Origin of the sequence: Geminocystis sp. CENA526 (assembly GCF_050753365.1) — a bacterium.
Taxonomy (GTDB): domain Bacteria; phylum Cyanobacteriota; class Cyanobacteriia; order Cyanobacteriales; family Cyanobacteriaceae; genus Geminocystis.
This window is the reverse complement of the sequence record NZ_JBLZFY010000003.1, coordinates 59,227-76,100: the sequence shown is the minus strand read 5'-3', so window position 1 is coordinate 76,100 and position 16,874 is coordinate 59,227. Positions and strand designations below refer to the sequence as shown.

The following is a 16,874-nucleotide window of genomic DNA, read 5'->3' as shown; positions in this document are numbered from 1 at the left end:
ATCTCGTTAAAATTATTTGTATATAACATCGACTAGGATAAACTATAGTTTTTGATTCAAATTTTGTATTCTTAATAATTCTGTGACTGTCAAACTTCTACGGGATTCAATTTTCGGGGTGTTTTCGATCGAACTGATCAAAGATTGAGTAGCCGTAGTGGTAGAATAGCCTCGTCGGATAGCGACTTTTATTCCTCCTTCATCGGCTTCGATTTCCTTTTCTAAACTGCGATTTTGTTGCCAAATTTGATTAATAGCAAGAGATGCTAACGCGCCAGAAATTGCGATACCTACTATATCTTGGTTAATCAACTCAAAAGCTAATCCTCCCAAAGCAGACAAAGCAACCCCTTGATAAATGTCAAATTTAAGCCATTTTACCCCTAATAACTTTGCCACGGTTCGCAAAAAAAGTAAATCTCTGGAGGGCAAGGGTAACTGTTTCCATAACTCAAAATTGATATAGATAGGGCGATTTTTTGATTGCCATGGGAGAGAGGATGTAAAGGTGATAATTTCTTTTTGTTGAGGTTTACTGATAATTCGACAACATATTCTAGCGGATGCCGGCATTAAATCCTGTAATCGATTAATTTCCTGTTCTATACTCATCTTGACTTTCATGGAGAGGTACAAAAGATTCTTGTAACCAACAAGCCTCTAGGAATCTAATTTTATAAAGATACCAGAAACGACTCGGTTTCCACACAGATTCTTGTTCGATATTGGGGGTGACAGATTGATTAAGATACTCCCACACCGCATGACTCATTTTTCTAAAATTGTACATCATAGTTTTATCTCCCTAATAAGTGATCATTTTAAACAAAATAAATTCACTCCTCACAATTTGGGGCTTATACTAATAATTTGACAAATTTCTTCCCTTTTTATATCATGCCATAAAAGCTCGATCGATGGTGATTGAACCCGAAAAACCTCAAAATCTTGCCAAAAATAGTCGAATTTGCCCCCTCAAAAAATTAGTAATAATTGACAAACAGGTAAAGTTTTGTAAATTTTGTTTATTTAGACTCTCGTAGTTGAAATAAAGTTTACTTAAAAATTATCCTTTACTCCTTACTCCTTACTCATTACTCATTACTCCTTACTCCTTACTCATTACTCCTTACTCCTTACTCATTACTCATTACTCCTTACTCCTTACTCATTACTCCTTACTCCTTACTCATTACTCCTTACTGCTTACTCTTTACTCCTTACTCTTTACTCTTTACTCCTTACTCTTTACTCCTTACTCCTTACTGCTTACTCCTTACTCCTTACTCCTTACTCCTTACTCCTTACTCATTACTCATTACTCCTTACTCCTTACTCCTTACTCAATAAACTCTATTTTTGTCTGGTAATATCGATCGTAATTCTACCGCCAAAATCTGGGATAGGGGGAGAAGGTTTAGACAATTTCACTCTTACCTGAGAAATCGACTCAAATTTTAAGACATCTTCGGCGATTACCTCCGCCAATTTTTCGACTAAAGCAAATTTAGCAGTTTTAATAATGTGCTTAACCATGTCAATAGCGTGACGATAATCTACAGTGTCGTTAATATCATCACTTTTTCCCGATACTTGTAAATCTAACCATAAAGTTAAGTCCACTTCAAACCATTGTCCTAATGTTCTTTCTTCAGGCAATAAACCAGTATAACCATAACTGCGAATCCCTGTTACCTCAATACAATCCATATTTATCTAACAATTTAATTAATATTCATGGGTTCTATGATAAGTTAAAACACATCAATGAGTAGGGTTTGCTCAAAAAGTGTTTTGGTGAGGGTAGGTGTCAGGTGTCAGGTTTCAGGTGTCAGGTTTAAAAATCAAAAAAATTCAATTCATTGTTTTTTCTTTTGACTTAGTTTTTCGATTAAACTATGTAACATTTTGCCAATTTCTTCACATTTGTTCATCATAGAGTGCGTAACGTCAGTTAATATAAGCATCATAACGGGGATTTCATAGTGAGTTTTGTCGTTAACCCATTACGAGTAAAATCGATAAATGTCCATAAAATTAGTAACTATAAACACTGACATTCTAAATTATAAAATATGGTTTTAAAATTAAACAAAATTTGGCAATGGTGCGTCCTAACTATCATTACAATCTGCTTAATTATTGTTAATCGTCAAGGAGTTTTAGCCGATACCACTACGGGTTACAAAGCCTTGCAATTTCCGCCATTACCCTCCGTTGTCATTCCAGAATATGAACGGTATCAGTTAAAAAATGGTATGGTGATTTATCTCATGGAAGATCATCAATTACCCTTAATTAATGGTAGCGCCCTTATTCGTACTGGTTCTCGTTTTGAACCTTCCAATCAAGTGGGTTTAGCTTCCCTCACAGGGGATTTAATGCGTTTAGGGGGTACAAATAATCATAATCCTAATCAGTTAAACTCTATTCTCGAACAAAAAGCGGCAGCGATCGAAACATCTTTTGGCACAACCGTAGGAAGTGCCAGTTTTTCTGCTCTCAGTTATGATTTAGATAGCGTTTTACCTCTTTTTGCGGAGGTTTTACAATCCCCTGCTTTTGATAATCAACAATTTGAGCTACAAAAAACAAGAGTAAGAGGAAGTATTGCACGTCGTAATGATAACCCCGGACAAATTGCTAGACGAGAATTTCCTAAATTAATTTATGGTGCAAATAGTCCCTATGGGCGTACGATCGAAAATGAAACCCTGAATAATATCGATCGAAATGATTTAATCGATTTTTATAGTAAATATGTTCGTCCTGAAAATATTATTTTAGGCATTGTGGGAGATTTTGACTCGGAAACCATTAAGCCGATGATTGAGAAAACTTTTGGTAATTGGCAAGTAACCACCCCTTCTCCTCAATTTGCCATGACGACACCCCAACAACAAAATACTAACGGTATCTTTATCGTAGATCAACCGCAACTTACTCAGAGTAACATTTTATTGGGGCATTTAGGCGGTAAATTAAAAGACCCAAATTATCCTACTCTCACCGTGATTAATGGCATTTTAAACGGTTTTGGGGGCAGACTGCACAAAGAAGTCAGAGCTCGTCAAGGATTAGCTTATTCTGTTTATGGAATGTGGAATGCTAACTTTGATTTTCCGGGAGTATTTGTGGCAGGAGGGCAAACTAAAACAGAAACTACAGGACAATTCGTTAAATCTATCATTGAACAAATCGATCTTTTACGCAAGGATTCTATCAGCGAAGATGAGTTAAATTATGCTAAAAATTCTATTCTCAATTCCTTTGTTTTTCAATTCCAAAATCCTTCCCAAACGTTATCTCGATTGATGACTTATGAATATTATGATTATCCTTCTGACTTCATTTTTACCTATCAAAAAGCGGTAGAAAATACCACTATTAATAATGTCTTAAATGTTGCTAAAACTTATCTCACTCCTGATAAAATAGTGACTCTTATTGTCGGTAATCAAACCATAGTAAAAGAGGAATTTCAAGACTTTAATCAACCTATTAATAACGTTGATATAGCAATTAGGAATCATTTATAACCGTATTCCTTCTTCCCAAAGTAGGGGATGCTGAAAAAGTATTTTGATGAGGGGAGGTAATAGGTAATGGGTAATGGGTAATAGATAAAGTAATGAAAAATCAAGGTTTTGAGACTTTATATTAATATATAATACAAGATTGTTTTAAATAAAATTTAGTAAAAAATGCTCAGTTTTTCAGTAAAAATTGTGAAAACTGCACACTTTTTTATTAATTTAATGTGTTGAATCCCTTGATTTTCCTAGTCTTCCTATTTATTCAGCAAACCCTAATTTGGCATAAATACTGTAGAAGAGCCATAATTATTAATTATTCATGGTAGGTTTATGATGTGTAATTATCCAAGCCATAGCAGGGAGGATAATAATACTGGCAATGGTGATAATAGAAACTATCCAGATAAGGTTAATGTATTCATTAAACATAATTTAAACCTCATTAACTATTATTTAATTCCATTATATCAAAAATTAATTACTACGATACCAAACTTTTTGAATTTCATTAATGATTTCTGGAGTTGGACTTAATTTAACAGTAACAGAAGGATTAATTTCTACACCTTCAATATTTTGATTCCAAGGGCTTAAAGATTTTAATTCTAAATTATTTATTGGACGAAAACCATAGTTAGCAAAAATTATTTGTTGTTCATCTTTTGTTAAAAAGTCGATAAATTTTTGAGCTTTTTTTGCTTCAGAATTACTCACATTTTTCTGCCTATTATCATGGATATTTCCTTCAAAAACTTGGACAATCATGGTTCTTCACATAACAAGCCAAATAAGCTCAAACGCATTTAAGTTGCATTTTTTTTCAGTTATTGAAAATAACTAAAACTCTTGCCTATTCCCTATTCCCTCTTCCCTTTTCCCTACTCGTACTTTTTCAGCCGACTCTACTTAATCATAAGACCATGCTTCGATCGAATGAGGAACTATAGGGGTAATCAATTCGACAATGGCTTGAGCATAAGCACCGATTTCGCTTTGAGCGCCCTCTCCCAATCGCAAACTGATAAAATTTAATAAGGCTTGTAAGGAAACAGTCCACACCCAAGAAGTATAGACACTAGGAATTAAAACTCCCCTAGCTTGTTCTCTACCTACTCCCAAGGATAATAACTTAGAATAAGCCTCATAACTAGCCTCACACTGTTGTTGATAAATCTCAACGGCTAAATTATTGGTTTCGGTGTCTAAACTACCCTCCGTTGCCTGTTTATTGTTTTTAGACTGTTTACGAAACACAGTAGGAATATAAAACTCATTGCTGTCGTCGATCGAAACATATCGAAAACTTTTTTCATTCCATCCTAACTGTTCTTCATTATGATTACTTGCGATTACATGCTTCCACCATTGGCGACATACATAAAGAGGTGCTTTAATTTTAAACTTAAACACTACACCACGAAAAGGACTGGTATGATTATGAGTTATGAGATATTTAATGAGTTTAATATCTTTATCATTCAACTCTGAAGACGTTTTCTCAAAAGAAGCTCTAGCATCATTAACAATGCTAAGATCATTCCCCATAGAATCAATCAGTTCTATTCTACTTTTTCCATCCTTTAAAGGGTCTTGATAATTCATAAAAATTATTTATTTTCATCAGAATCATTGATAATTACCTATTACCTATTTATTACCTATTAATTTATCGATCGTCACCGTCACCTTGTAAAGTATTATTAGCCTGTCGATTCAGGAGTTTATTAATATTTTTTTCCATTACTTCTTCGGGATTTAAACCCAACTCATCACATAATCTCGCCCAATACCACATTACATCCCCTAATTCTTTGACAAGTTTTTCTTTTGCCGTCTCTAAATCATTATCTTTTCTGATATATTTTTTGACAACTCCGCTAACTTCTCCTGCTTCCGAAGCTAACCCTAAAGTCAGATATTCTAAAAAAGTTTCTTGAGGATAAATAGCTGTTTTTCTTGTTAATAATTGATATTCTTTGACGTTCATAAAATAATTTAAAATTGATGTGTAAAAGCAAATGCTATTGATGAGAATGGGTTGAACAATGTTCAACCCCTACAAAAATGTGTTATTGGTTTGTAGTGAGGGTTTTAACCCTTCTTAACGGCGAGGAAAACGACGACGTTGTAAAAATTCAGGAATATCTAACCCTTGTGTCACATTATTAGGATCAGGATTAGGGTTATTGGTGGCAGGATTAGTGGGATTAGGATTTGTTAAAGTATCTGTTTTGGGAGTGGTGACACTTTTTACTACAGGAGCAACTCTTGCTTCAGAAGAAAAGCCTGTAGCAATGACAGTAATTCTTATTTCTCCTTGCATGGTGTCATCAATCACCGCACCAAAGATAATATTAGCGTTGGGATCAACTATTTCATAAATGGTTTCGGCGGCAATATTCACTTCATGTAAGGTTAAATCGCTTCCTCCAGTAATGTTGATTACTACTCCCGTTGCCCCTTGAATGGAAGACTCTAGTAAAGGAGAAGAAATTGCCGACACAGCGCCTTCTTTTGCCCTTGATTTTCCTGAACCGACTCCAATACCCATTAAAGCTGATCCTGCATCCGCCATAACGGCTCTAACGTCTGCAAAATCAACGTTGACTAAACCGGGTATGGTAATAATATCAGAGATGCCTTGTACTCCTTGTCTTAAGGTATCATCCGCCATACGGAAGGATTCTTGTAAAGGAGTTTCTGCTGGAATTACCGATAATAATTTATTGTTAGGAATGACGATGAGGGTGTCAACTTTTCCCTCTAAGGCTTGAATGCCATCTTCCGCTTGGGTTGTGCGTCTTCTTCCTTCAAATGTAAAAGGACGAGTTACAACTCCTACGGTTAAACACCCCATTTCTTTGGCTATTTCAGCTACGATCGGGGCTGCGCCTGTACCTGTACCGCCTCCCATTCCTGCGGTGATAAATACTAAATCTGTATTTTCTAAGGTTTTGGCTATTTCGTCTCTGGATTCTTCGGCGGCTTTTTGCCCAATGGCTGGATTACCCCCTGCCCCTAAGCCTCTAGTGAGTTTTTGTCCGATTTGTAAGCAATTTGTCGCCATAGATTGAGCGAGGGCTTGAGCATCGGTATTGATTTGCCAAAATTCAACCCCTACCACATTACCCTGAATCATGCGATTAACTGCATTACAACCTCCTCCGCCCACACCAATAACTTTTATTTGTGCCACGTTACTAGGAATAATTTGATTAAAGTTCATATTTGTTTCTGGTGACTCATTTCCTTGTTTAACTCGTTTACCTTGGCGAGTAGTTGAATTGTTGTTACGATTAACTGGTTTTTTCGCCGTGGGTTCTAAATATTCATCAAGGTTTAAATCCGATTCATTCATTTGTGCTAGGTAATCATTTGTCATGGGTAGGTTATAGGTTGGGGATGAAATTTAATTTTTGATTGTTTTAAATTTCTCTAACTATAAGAGTTTATTATAAAAATAATTTTTGTTCTACAATACTCAGCAAAATTATAACTTAACTTGTTAGTATTTTTCTCTAATTAATTAAATAAAACTCTACTGATTATTTGTAAGAAGTTGTGAGATTTTGTGAGATTTTGTGAGATTGCAAAGAGAATTTAGAATGTAGAATGTAGAATGTAGAATTAACACCCAATTCTTTTTTATTTCTTAATTTTTAACTCATTATTTTTACTTAGATAATATTACTGATATTGCCTCACAATGAGGATATAGCATTACTTTGTGTATCTCTATATTTTTTAATTAAAAAAGTTAACTAATTCTGTTAGTTTATCCCAAGGTGTACCACTAGCCAGAATTTGACGACAAAGCTCGATCGAACTTTGATGATCTCCCATTGGTACTACTTCCCCCACTTGTAAGGCTAAAGAAGCGTTAAGAATCACCGCATCATTTTGAGCAGGTGTACCTTTACCTTGCAATACTTTTGTTAAAATTTCTGCATTTTCTGCTACATCTCCTCCTTTGAGGGCGCTTAGAGGCGCTACGGTTAAATTTAACTGCTCAGGATTTAAGGTAGTAATGGTAATTTCTCCCTCTTGAAATAGGGCTAAATCCGTGATGTCTCCTAATCCTGCCTCGTCTAGTTTTTCTCGCCCATGAAGTACGATCGCACGGTTAAGAGATAAAGATTTTAAAGCTGTCACCACTGGCTCAATAAATTTAGCATCATATACCCCAATTATTTGCCCTGTGGGGCGTAGGGGATTGACTAAAGGACCTAATAGGTTAAAGATGGTTCTTACCTTCAATTCTTTTCTCAAAGGTACAACAGCTTTCATTGCCGGATGCCATCCGGGGGCAAACAAAAAAGTGATCCCCACCTCGTTTAAGGCTTGTTTATATAAGGTTTCTTCACCGTTTAACTTGATCCCTAAATATTCTAATACATCGGCTGAACCGACTTTACTAGAAGCCGATCGATTTCCGTGTTTTGCCACTTTTACACCTGCAGCCGCCGCCACAAAAGCCACCGCCGTAGAAATATTAAAAGTAGAAGCTCCATCACCACCAGTACCACAAGTGTCAATAACAGGATAAGGATGATTGAGATTTTCGGAGTTACGAGATTGAGCTTGTAATACTTGAGCCATTCCTGCTAACTCTGTACCACTAACCCCTTTAGCTTGGATGGAGGCTAAAATTGCCCCCGATAAGACGGGAGGGATTTCTTCTTTTAACCATCCTTCCATTAAACGGGAGGCTTGGCTTTGGGTTAAAGATTGTTTATCGAGTAATTGGGTGAGTAAGTTTGACCAATCTTGAGTCATAAATCTAAATTTGATAAGATTATGTGGTTATCCTATCATCGACTTTAGCTCAATTCAACCTCATAGCCAAAATTTCTCATGGGTAGTGATGACCTAGAACACACTTTTTTGTTACAAAAGTTTTAAGCTAAGACGCATTTAACTTACATTTTTTTCTAATAGAAATATTCAAAAATACAGGCAAGATGCCTGTTCTACGGTGGTAAAATCATAATAATTGGAGAAGTCTAATAGTTAATAATACTGATAACTATTTACTGATATTAACTTTTGCCTTTTGCCTATCTCAATCAGACGACTTAAATACCAACTAGCTTAATCTTCCTCAATGGGGAAACCAAAACGAACTTTTCCTCTCCCAAAATAACGTCCAAATTGTAATTCATATACCTCATCTTCGTCCTGCGTTTCTACTACTAGGTTCGATCGAGGATAGGACACACATAATAGAGCATAACCCTGTTTTTGTAAATCGGGGGATAATCCCATAGCTTCGGGTTGATATACTTCTCCTTCAATAATTTTCACGGCACAAGTAGTACACGCACCATTACGACAAGAGAAAGGCGGTTCAACGTCTTGATGTTCTGCTGTGTTTAAAATGTATCTATCTTCAGGTACAATAACCGTTTCACTGGTGTTAGTTTGTCGATTATGAATAGTTACTTGATAAGTTTTAACCATTATTCATTAATAATTGCAAGGTTTTCAATTTATTATAACCGAAGATTATATCTTCTTTCCTAAGTTTCGTTCGCAATCCCTTAGAATTTTATGATTTTGAATTGTAAATATTTTTCTTTTCTTTTTCATCTAATCTAAATCTTCGATCGAATCTTTTAATTGATCAAGCCATGCTAAAAAATTGTTTATATCTTCCTTAAAATTATGCCAAACAATGAAATAATTATCAATTAGTATTTTTAATCTATTAGTATCTAATTCAAAACCATAAATATTTCTAACAATATGCCTAAATCCTAAATAGTCTTTTAACTGTTTTACTGTATCTATAGTTATTACACAAGGTCGATCGATTTGTTCATTTGCCATTCTTTCCAGTAAACGTCTATGCCAATCAAAACTAGATGGTTTTCCCCCATTTAACTCATCGGCAATGATTTGAAAAATACGTTCACAACCAGTGTAAAAATTGTGCAGTTTTAATGCTAAACTCTCATGGAGCATGGTGATTAATTCTGGATATTGTGGGATTTTTTCATAGGTTTCTTTGATTTCTTTTTCTAGTTGATCCATCCTCGATAATTCATTATTAATATCAGTAATTATTTCTAATATTTGGCTTTTATTTATTTTTCTCATAAATACATTCTCCTTTTTTTAATACCTTTGCTAAGAAATAAGGTTCTAAATCTTCCAATGGTTTTAAATCAATCATATATTTTCCTCCTAAGTCATTAACTACAGCAAAAGCTCGAAAATAATCACTTGTTTTAATACCCCCTACCGCTAAATCAATATCAGATTCATCATCAAATTTATCAGTTAATAAAGAACCAAATAAAATTATTTTATTCACATTAAAATCCTCAATTAATACCTGTTTTATTGTCTTTAAAACCTCTCTTGCTTTCCGTTTTTCTTCAATCTGGTTTTGTTTTTGTTGACTAATTTTATTTTTCCAATACTGAATATGACTATCTTCGGTATTCATTAGACTTCTCCAGAGAATATTTTTTATCTGTTTGTAGTTAGGGTTTTAACCCTTATTCTACTAATTTTTCCCAGATGTCTAATAACCTTAATCAAATTTATTGTACTAAAAATAGTTTTTATTGTACTGCAAAATATTTTTTAAAATACTTACCAAAATTGCCTCGATCGAGCATAATAGAAATAGAGCTAATCGATCGAATTTTTGAGACTGTAAAGTTTTGTTAAAATCTCATAGCTCATAACAACCATAATCTAAACCCAAGATTTTAATAACTAAAAACTCTGCTAAAGTTGTTAAATATTGGGGAAGTTTTCTTGTGAATATTTTTAGGAAAAAAACCGAGAAAATAAATGTAACTTTGATATTTTATCATTAATGATCAAGGATGTAATTATAACCTATGGTGACAACACTTATTCCCCTTAACTCCCTCATTAAAGAACATCTTTCTATTCCCTCTATGGACGATTGTTTAAGCCAAGTTACCCTTAATTTAGCTTCCGAAGATGTCCGCAATGTTTGTCAACAACAACACGAACAAGCCAATATTTTAACCACCAAATTAAATATATTATTCGTGGTAAATGGTGCTTTATTAACCAGTTTAAGTATTTCTCGTTTAATTTATATTCCTAGCTTTTTTAGTCTGTTAGAAGTGTTAGGATTTTTAATTAATTTTGTGCTTTTAATTAATGCCTTTTTACCTCGTCAAGTTATTATTAGTCCTAACTTGGAAGATAATAAATTTTTAGAACGTTATTTAGCCTTATCCCCCGAAGAATATCAATTACAAATGATGGCTAATTTAGTAGAAATTTATAAAGCAAATAAAAGAAGAATTGATGATATTTCTCAATGTTTAATTTATTCTGCTTATACCACTTTAGCTATTGCTATTTGCATTATGCTTCACATTTTAAGTACTTATTTTGTTCCTGTATTAGTAGTCAAATAAATTAACAATTTAGTTTTTTATTATTGTTAAAATAATATTGATAAAATTTAATATCGATCGAATTTTACAATTTAATAATTGAGATATTATAATTTAGAATGGTTTAATAAAACCACTAAAATTTTATTGATAATATTGCTATCATTTACAAAGGATTTAGAACGTTATATAATTCACAAATAAAAGAACTTAAAGCCATTTAATCGAAAATTATTGAGGAGAGGTTATGACTAATGATTCTAATTCTAATTCAATTTCTGAACACAATGACGATGAACCAAAAGTAAAATTACCAGAGCCAGATTTAGATAATATTACTGTATTAACCGAAAATTTGCCTAATAAGCCGATTCTCCCTTGGAATCGTTATGACTCCGACTGGGATGAAAACGTTAATCAAGATAATCCTTCAGACACAGACGATACAGAAGAATCTCCCCTTCCTAACAATCACGAACTCGATCGAGATCAACAACAGGTAGAATAAAGAATGTAGAATTAAAAATGCAGAATGTAGAATTAACAAGTTAAGTACTGATGCAAAATAGATTGTCGTAGTATTAATTCCTAATTCCTAATTCCTAATTCCTAATTCCTAATTCCTAATTCCTAATTCCTAATTCTTTAAATGTCTTTTGTTGGTTTACATATTCATACGGATTACAGTCTTCTCGATGGCGCTTCTCAAATCCCCGCCTTGATCGATCGTGCTACACAACTAAATATGCCAGCGATCGCCATTACAGATCATGGTGTGATGTATGGTGCGATACAACTGATTAAAAACTGTATGAATACGGGTATTAAGCCTATTATTGGTAATGAAATGTATGTAATTAATGGAGACATACAAGAACCCCATAAAAAAATCAAAAAATATCATCAAATAGTTTTAGCAAAAGACAAAAAAGGTTATCAAAATTTAGTTAAATTAACAACTATTTCTCATCTTCAAGGAATGCAAGGAAAAGGCATTTTTAGTCGCCCTTGTATCAATAAAGAATTATTAGAAGAATATCATGAAGGATTAATCGTCACCAGTGCCTGTTTAGGAGGAGAAATTCCCCAAGCAATTTTACAAGGAAATTATAAAAGAGCGAGGGAAGTTGCTAAGTGGTATAAAAAAGTTTTTGGGGATGATTTTTATTTAGAAATTCAAGATCATGGCTCACAAGAAGATAGAATAGTTAACACTGAAATTGTCAAAATCAGTGAGAAATTAGACATAAAAATAGTTGCTACTAATGATTCTCACTTTATTTCCTGTAATGATGTCGAAGCCCATGATGCCCTTTTATGTATTAATACTAAGACTAATATTGAGGAGTTAAAAAGACTACGTTATTCGGGAACAGAATACCTTAAATCGGAAGAAGAAATGAGGCTATTATTTCGGGATCATCTTGATAGTGAAACTATAGAAAAAGCGCTCAAAAATACTTTAGAAATAGCGGATAAAATTAAACCTTATAATGTATTAGGTGAACCTCGTATTCCTAATTATGAAGTACCAGCAGGACACACCGCCGAAAGTTTCTTAGAAGAAGTGACTTGGGAAGGACTTTTAAAGCGCTTAAAATGCTATAAACGCAGTGAGATTTCTCAAGAATATAGAGAAAGATTAGAGTATGAATTAAAGATGATGGAACAAATGGGTTTTTGTACCTATTTCTTAGTAGTTTGGGACTATATTAAATACGCAAGAGACAATAATATTCCAGTGGGACCTGGGCGAGGTTCGGCGGCTGGTTCGTTAGTGGCTTATGCTTTAGGAATTACAAATATTGATCCCGTTCATCACGGTTTATTATTTGAAAGATTTTTAAATCCTGAGCGTAAATCTATGCCCGATGTTGATACAGATTTCTGTATAGAAAAAAGAGATCAAATGATAAAATATGTCACAGAGAAATACGGTGAAGATAACGTTGCACAAATTATTACTTTTAACCGTTTAACTTCTAAATCAGTATTAAAAGATGTGGCTAGAGTTATTGGTATTCCTTACTCAGAAGCAGATTATATGGCAAAATTGATTCCCGTTTCCAGAGGAAAACCTACTAAGTTAAAAGTGATGATTTCTGAGGAAACACCAGCACCAGAATTTAAAGAAAAATATGATAACGAGCCTCATGTTAAGAAGTGGTTAGACATGGCAATTAGAATTGAAGGTACGAATAAAACTTTTGGAGTTCATGCGGCAGGAGTTGTCATTTCTAGTGAAAGATTAGATGAAATTGTGCCTTTACAAAAAAATAATGAAGGTGCTGTTATTACTCAGTATTTTATGGAAGATTTAGAGTCTTTAGGCTTATTAAAAATGGATTTTTTAGGCTTAAAAAACTTAACCACAATTCAAAAAACTGCGGAATTAATTAAGCAAAATCAAAACATAACTATTGATGTGGATGAGTTGCCTTTAGGGGAAAGAAAAGCCTTAGAAATTATTGCTAAGGGTACAAGTAAAAAGTTACCATACGATGTGGCACAAACTCACGCCCTTTTAGAAAGAGGAGATTTGGAAGGGGTTTTTCAGCTTGAGTCTGACGGCATGAAACAGATTGTTAAAGATTTAAAACCGTCTGGTATTGAGGATATTTCTTCGATTTTAGCTCTTTATCGTCCAGGTCCTCTGGATGCGGGGTTAATACCTATTTTTATCGATCGAAAACACGGTAGAGAAAAAATTGAGTTTCAGCATCCCTTATTAAAACCTATTTTAACAGAAACTTACGGCGTTTTATGTTTGGCGAAAGGTACTTTAATTAATAAACCTGATGGTGGTTACGAAAAAATTGAAAATATCCAAGCTGGAGAAGTTATTTTAACAGGTAATGGAGAGAAGGTTTGGGAGGCAACCGTTGCTAAAAAATGGAGTAGTGGTATTAAAGATGTTGTTAGGATTACTTTGTCCACTGGTACAGAAATTTACACGACTAAAAATCATCGTTTTCTTACTCCTGAAGGGGATAAATTTGTCTGGGAATTAAATGCAGAAAATAATCTTAAAAATGCTCATATTTATAATTCTGTGTTGTATGAAAAATGGTTAGTTAGTAAGAATAATATTAAACTGAGAAAAAATGAAGCCTATTTATTAGGATTATTGATCGGAGATGGTAATTTAGCAAGTTCGACACCTAATGTTACTTGCAGTGAAGAAGAAACTGCTCAATGGGTAGCTAATTTAATGGCGATGACTTGGGGAGGGGAAGCAAAATATTATTTTCACACTCGTTGTTGGTATGCTTATGTTAAATTTAATACTGCCCCTTTCCCTACTCCTTTAACACAATTCATGGATAATATTTATGGTAATAAAACATGGAAAGTTAGAGCAAAAAATAAACATTTACCTCCTCATTTTCTTGATTTTTCTGAGTTCGATCGAATAGAATTATTGAGAGGACTTTGGGATAGTGATGGTTGCTATGGTGATAAATTAATCTATTTTCGCAGTATTTCTCCTCAGTTATTACAACAGTTAGGAGACTTATTAAGTACTTTCAAAATTAGTTATTATCTGAAAGATAATGCTGTTTATATTCTTGATAAGACTAGATTTAAACAAATAGTAAAAGAATCGAAACTACCTCATAAAAAATATCAAATTAGTGAAAACTATTTACCTATTAATAGTCAAGAATTTAGTCAATTATTAGCTCATTCTCTCACAGAAACAGACTCAAAAACTAGAACAACTTTAAAACGCTCTTTAACAAAGTCAACCTTATTTAAGCCTAAAAAATCACAGTATAGTATTAAACTAGAAAACTGGGAAAAATTTTATCAATTTTTATACGAAAAAACCTATCTTCAAGATGTGCGTCCTGTTTATGTAATTAGTATCGAAGAAATAGGAAAACAGGAGTGTTTTGATATAGAAATGGAAGATCAAAATTCTCCTTATTTTCTCGCTAATAATATTGTTACTCATAATTGCTATCAGGAACAAATTATGAAAATGGCACAGGATTTAGCAGGTTATTCGTTAGGAGAAGCCGATTTATTGCGTCGCGCTATGGGTAAAAAGAAGGCTTCTGAGATGCAAAAACATCGAGAAATTTTTATTGATGGTGCTATTAAAAATGGTGTTAAACAAGAAATTGCTGAAAATTTATTTAAACAAATGGTTCAATTTGCTGAATATTGTTTAAGTTATGATACGGAAGTTTTGACGGTAGAAGTCGGGGCAATTCCTATCGGTAAAATCGTGGAAGAAAAGATTAATTGTCAAGTGTATAGTGTGGATAAAAATGGTTTTATTTATACTCAAAATATCGTTCAATGGCACGATCGAGGTGTGCAAGAAGTGTTTGAATATGAATTAGAAGATGGTAGAATAATTAGGGCAACTAAAGATCATAAAATGATGATCGAAAATGGTGAAATGGTAGAGATCGATCGAATTTTTGACGAAGAATTAGAACTTTTTGAAGTTAATATTTAATGTCTTTACTAACTGAAATGTTATCACAAAAAAACCTCGATCGAATTAATTAATAAGCACAAATAGTAAAATCATCACCTACCCAACAGGCTTTATCAGACGGAGAGCGTCTTGCTTCTCCCCAACGGGAGTTAATTCCCATTGTCGTCACTCCCCGAACATCAGCAACCCCCGGTCTAATAATTTGTACACTAATAGATATCCGATCCGCTATCAACCCAGATTTAGCTTGAATAGAAAAACTACCATCGCCACCATACTGCTGAAAATTACATTTATCCCGAAAATATATCTGATCAGAAGGTATTTTTACCACACACAACGCTTCTTTGGCTTCTGCTAAATTAGGGATTAGTAAGGGAGTGAATAATATTGTGCCTACAGATAAAATCTTTAACAGTTTACTCATGAGTTACAAATACTGTATTAATATAACTATGATAAGTGATTTTATTGAAAATAATCGAGATTCTCAATTAATGTATTAATAAGGCAATAAGGTATAGTAGTTATATCGATATCCCCCTCATCCTCCCTTGGTAGTTCACCAAACCTATTTACGACGAGATTTACTATAGTCTAATCTTAGGATACTTTTAAGCATATTTAAGCCTTGAAAACCAATTTTTTTGCTCAAACGAGTAACCCCTGTTACCACTTCTCCTTCCTTCGGCTTTGACAGTTTTTCTTCTAATAATTCTTTTAATTTATTAGCAGTTAAAGGGCGATTTAATACCCCTTTTTCTCCCAAGGAAATAGAGCCAGTTTCTTCAGAAACAACAACACAAATACAGTTTTCGACTCTTTCGGTAATACCCATAGCGGCACGATGACGAGTACCTAATTGACGGGATGCAGTTCGATCGGACAATGGTAAAATAACACTAGCAGATACAATTTGTGAACCTCTGATGAATACCGCACCATCATGAAGTAAAGTTTTGGTTTGAAAAATAGTTTGTAATAATTCTTTACTGATTTCAGCGTTAAGTTTCACCCCCGGATTGAGAAAAATTCTTTCTTCGATGGTGTTAAAAGTTTCAAGAATAATTAATGCCCCTGTACGATTTTGAGACAACTCTTTGACAGCATCCACTATTTCATCAATGACGCTATCCTCCTTTGGTAAGTGAGGATTTGATTCAAAAAATTGACTGAAATCACCTTTTCCTAATAACTCTAAAAAACGGCGGAAATCTGATTGAAATATAAGTGCCATAGCAAGAGAACAAATAATGACAAGTCTCTCTAAAAAAAAGCTAAATAATGTTAACTTAAAAATTCGATCGCTAACAAATAAAACAATGATTAGGATTAATAAACCCCGAATCATTCGCTGGGCGCGACGCTCTTTTATGAGGAGTGATATAAAATAAAAAGAAAAAAACAGTAATCCTATATCGAGCAATTGTCGCAATATAACATATAAATTGTCAGGTAAACCCGACCAAAACATCAAATTCTAACTCACTATTAATA

General features: G+C 33.7%; 17 protein-coding genes. 4 read left to right on the top strand and 13 right to left on the bottom strand.

Features of this window, described 5'->3' with window-relative positions; genetic code table 11:
* Positions 1-42: 42 nt before the first annotated feature.
* The 3 genes from ACN4EE_RS01925 to folB form a co-directional block, all read right to left on the bottom strand.
* Positions 43-612: a DUF3318 domain-containing protein gene (locus ACN4EE_RS01925; protein ID WP_431704710.1), complete on the bottom strand. Its 570-nt coding sequence runs from the start codon at positions 610-612 to the stop codon at positions 43-45.
* Complete coding sequence (locus tag ACN4EE_RS01920; RefSeq protein ID WP_431704709.1) at positions 590-793, bottom strand: hypothetical protein; 204 nt, start codon at positions 791-793, stop codon at positions 590-592. The genes ACN4EE_RS01925 and ACN4EE_RS01920 overlap by 23 nt, the downstream gene beginning before the upstream one ends.
* 560 nt (positions 794-1,353) lie before the next feature.
* Positions 1,354-1,710, bottom strand: a complete 357-nt coding sequence (gene folB / locus ACN4EE_RS01915) for a dihydroneopterin aldolase (RefSeq protein ID WP_431704708.1) — start codon at positions 1,708-1,710, stop codon at positions 1,354-1,356.
* Between the two features lie 365 nt (positions 1,711-2,075).
* Between folB and ACN4EE_RS01910 the strand changes: the two genes are divergently transcribed.
* Complete coding sequence (locus ACN4EE_RS01910) at positions 2,076-3,539, top strand: M16 family metallopeptidase (protein WP_431704707.1); 1,464 nt, start codon at positions 2,076-2,078, stop codon at positions 3,537-3,539.
* Between the two features lie 471 nt (positions 3,540-4,010).
* On the opposite strand, the gene ACN4EE_RS01905 is transcribed toward ACN4EE_RS01910, so the two are convergent.
* The 8 genes from ACN4EE_RS01905 to ACN4EE_RS01870 form a co-directional block, all read right to left on the bottom strand.
* Positions 4,011-4,301: a hypothetical protein gene (locus ACN4EE_RS01905; RefSeq protein ID WP_431704706.1), complete on the bottom strand. Its 291-nt coding sequence runs from the start codon at positions 4,299-4,301 to the stop codon at positions 4,011-4,013.
* A gap of 141 nt (positions 4,302-4,442) precedes the next feature.
* Positions 4,443-5,138 (bottom strand): FAD-dependent thymidylate synthase, encoded by a 696-nt coding sequence (gene thyX / locus ACN4EE_RS01900; protein WP_431704705.1) that lies wholly within the window; start codon positions 5,136-5,138, stop codon positions 4,443-4,445.
* A gap of 64 nt (positions 5,139-5,202) precedes the next feature.
* Positions 5,203-5,523: a nucleoside triphosphate pyrophosphohydrolase family protein gene (locus ACN4EE_RS01895; RefSeq protein WP_431704704.1), complete on the bottom strand. Its 321-nt coding sequence runs from the start codon at positions 5,521-5,523 to the stop codon at positions 5,203-5,205.
* A gap of 114 nt (positions 5,524-5,637) precedes the next feature.
* Entirely contained in the window at positions 5,638-6,918 is a 1,281-nt protein-coding gene (ftsZ, locus tag ACN4EE_RS01890; protein ID WP_431704703.1) for a cell division protein FtsZ, read from the bottom strand.
* Between the two features lie 362 nt (positions 6,919-7,280).
* The gene (gene trpD / locus ACN4EE_RS01885) at positions 7,281-8,312 is read right to left on the bottom strand and encodes an anthranilate phosphoribosyltransferase (protein ID WP_431704702.1); all 1,032 of its coding nucleotides are present in this window, start codon (positions 8,310-8,312) and stop codon (positions 7,281-7,283) included.
* A 315-nt stretch (positions 8,313-8,627) separates the two neighbouring features.
* The gene (locus ACN4EE_RS01880) at positions 8,628-8,996 is read right to left on the bottom strand and encodes a 2Fe-2S iron-sulfur cluster-binding protein (protein ID WP_431704701.1); all 369 of its coding nucleotides are present in this window, start codon (positions 8,994-8,996) and stop codon (positions 8,628-8,630) included.
* Between the two features lie 129 nt (positions 8,997-9,125).
* The gene (locus ACN4EE_RS01875; RefSeq protein WP_431704700.1) at positions 9,126-9,635 is read right to left on the bottom strand and encodes a ribonuclease toxin HepT-like protein; all 510 of its coding nucleotides are present in this window, start codon (positions 9,633-9,635) and stop codon (positions 9,126-9,128) included.
* Positions 9,619-9,987 (bottom strand): nucleotidyltransferase family protein, encoded by a 369-nt coding sequence (locus tag ACN4EE_RS01870; protein WP_431704699.1) that lies wholly within the window; start codon positions 9,985-9,987, stop codon positions 9,619-9,621. The genes ACN4EE_RS01875 and ACN4EE_RS01870 overlap by 17 nt, the downstream gene beginning before the upstream one ends.
* 403 nt (positions 9,988-10,390) lie before the next feature.
* Between ACN4EE_RS01870 and ACN4EE_RS01865 the strand changes: the two genes are divergently transcribed.
* The 3 genes from ACN4EE_RS01865 (at position 10,391) to dnaE (ending at position 15,395) form a co-directional block, all read left to right on the top strand.
* Positions 10,391-10,945, top strand: a complete 555-nt coding sequence (locus ACN4EE_RS01865) for a hypothetical protein (protein ID WP_431704698.1) — start codon at positions 10,391-10,393, stop codon at positions 10,943-10,945.
* Positions 10,946-11,171: 226 nt separating this feature from the next.
* Positions 11,172-11,432, top strand: a complete 261-nt coding sequence (locus tag ACN4EE_RS01860) for a hypothetical protein (RefSeq protein WP_431704697.1) — start codon at positions 11,172-11,174, stop codon at positions 11,430-11,432.
* Between the two features lie 141 nt (positions 11,433-11,573).
* Entirely contained in the window at positions 11,574-15,395 is a 3,822-nt protein-coding gene (dnaE, locus tag ACN4EE_RS01855; RefSeq protein WP_431704696.1) for a DNA polymerase III subunit alpha, read from the top strand.
* 49 nt (positions 15,396-15,444) lie between these two features.
* Here the strand turns inward: dnaE and ACN4EE_RS01850 are convergent, their stop codons facing one another.
* Positions 15,445-15,804 (bottom strand): hypothetical protein, encoded by a 360-nt coding sequence (locus ACN4EE_RS01850; RefSeq protein ID WP_431704695.1) that lies wholly within the window; start codon positions 15,802-15,804, stop codon positions 15,445-15,447.
* A 144-nt stretch (positions 15,805-15,948) separates the two neighbouring features.
* Complete coding sequence (gene cdaA, locus ACN4EE_RS01845) at positions 15,949-16,851, bottom strand: diadenylate cyclase CdaA (protein ID WP_431704694.1); 903 nt, start codon at positions 16,849-16,851, stop codon at positions 15,949-15,951.
* Positions 16,852-16,874: the final 23 nt, after the last annotated feature.

What these genes read in the sequence shown, in the direction of transcription:
- ACN4EE_RS01925 (WP_431704710.1), bottom strand. Translation starts at nt 612, where the DNA reads ATGAGTATAGAACAGGAAATTAATCGATTACAGGATTTAATGCCGGCA.
- ACN4EE_RS01920 (WP_431704709.1), bottom strand. Translation starts at nt 793, where the DNA reads ATGATGTACAATTTTAGAAAAATGAGTCATGCGGTGTGGGAGTATCTT.
- folB (WP_431704708.1), bottom strand. Translation starts at nt 1,710, where the DNA reads ATGGATTGTATTGAGGTAACAGGGATTCGCAGTTATGGTTATACTGGT.
- ACN4EE_RS01910 (WP_431704707.1), top strand. Translation starts at nt 2,076, where the DNA reads ATGGTTTTAAAATTAAACAAAATTTGGCAATGGTGCGTCCTAACTATC.
- ACN4EE_RS01905 (WP_431704706.1), bottom strand. Translation starts at nt 4,301, where the DNA reads ATGATTGTCCAAGTTTTTGAAGGAAATATCCATGATAATAGGCAGAAA.
- thyX (WP_431704705.1), bottom strand. Translation starts at nt 5,138, where the DNA reads ATGAATTATCAAGACCCTTTAAAGGATGGAAAAAGTAGAATAGAACTG.
- ACN4EE_RS01895 (WP_431704704.1), bottom strand. Translation starts at nt 5,523, where the DNA reads ATGAACGTCAAAGAATATCAATTATTAACAAGAAAAACAGCTATTTAT.
- ftsZ (WP_431704703.1), bottom strand. Translation starts at nt 6,918, where the DNA reads ATGACAAATGATTACCTAGCACAAATGAATGAATCGGATTTAAACCTT.
- trpD (WP_431704702.1), bottom strand. Translation starts at nt 8,312, where the DNA reads ATGACTCAAGATTGGTCAAACTTACTCACCCAATTACTCGATAAACAA.
- ACN4EE_RS01880 (WP_431704701.1), bottom strand. Translation starts at nt 8,996, where the DNA reads ATGGTTAAAACTTATCAAGTAACTATTCATAATCGACAAACTAACACC.
- ACN4EE_RS01875 (WP_431704700.1), bottom strand. Translation starts at nt 9,635, where the DNA reads ATGAGAAAAATAAATAAAAGCCAAATATTAGAAATAATTACTGATATT.
- ACN4EE_RS01870 (WP_431704699.1), bottom strand. Translation starts at nt 9,987, where the DNA reads ATGAATACCGAAGATAGTCATATTCAGTATTGGAAAAATAAAATTAGT.
- ACN4EE_RS01865 (WP_431704698.1), top strand. Translation starts at nt 10,391, where the DNA reads ATGGTGACAACACTTATTCCCCTTAACTCCCTCATTAAAGAACATCTT.
- ACN4EE_RS01860 (WP_431704697.1), top strand. Translation starts at nt 11,172, where the DNA reads ATGACTAATGATTCTAATTCTAATTCAATTTCTGAACACAATGACGAT.
- dnaE (WP_431704696.1), top strand. Translation starts at nt 11,574, where the DNA reads ATGTCTTTTGTTGGTTTACATATTCATACGGATTACAGTCTTCTCGAT.
- ACN4EE_RS01850 (WP_431704695.1), bottom strand. Translation starts at nt 15,804, where the DNA reads ATGAGTAAACTGTTAAAGATTTTATCTGTAGGCACAATATTATTCACT.
- cdaA (WP_431704694.1), bottom strand. Translation starts at nt 16,851, where the DNA reads ATGTTTTGGTCGGGTTTACCTGACAATTTATATGTTATATTGCGACAA.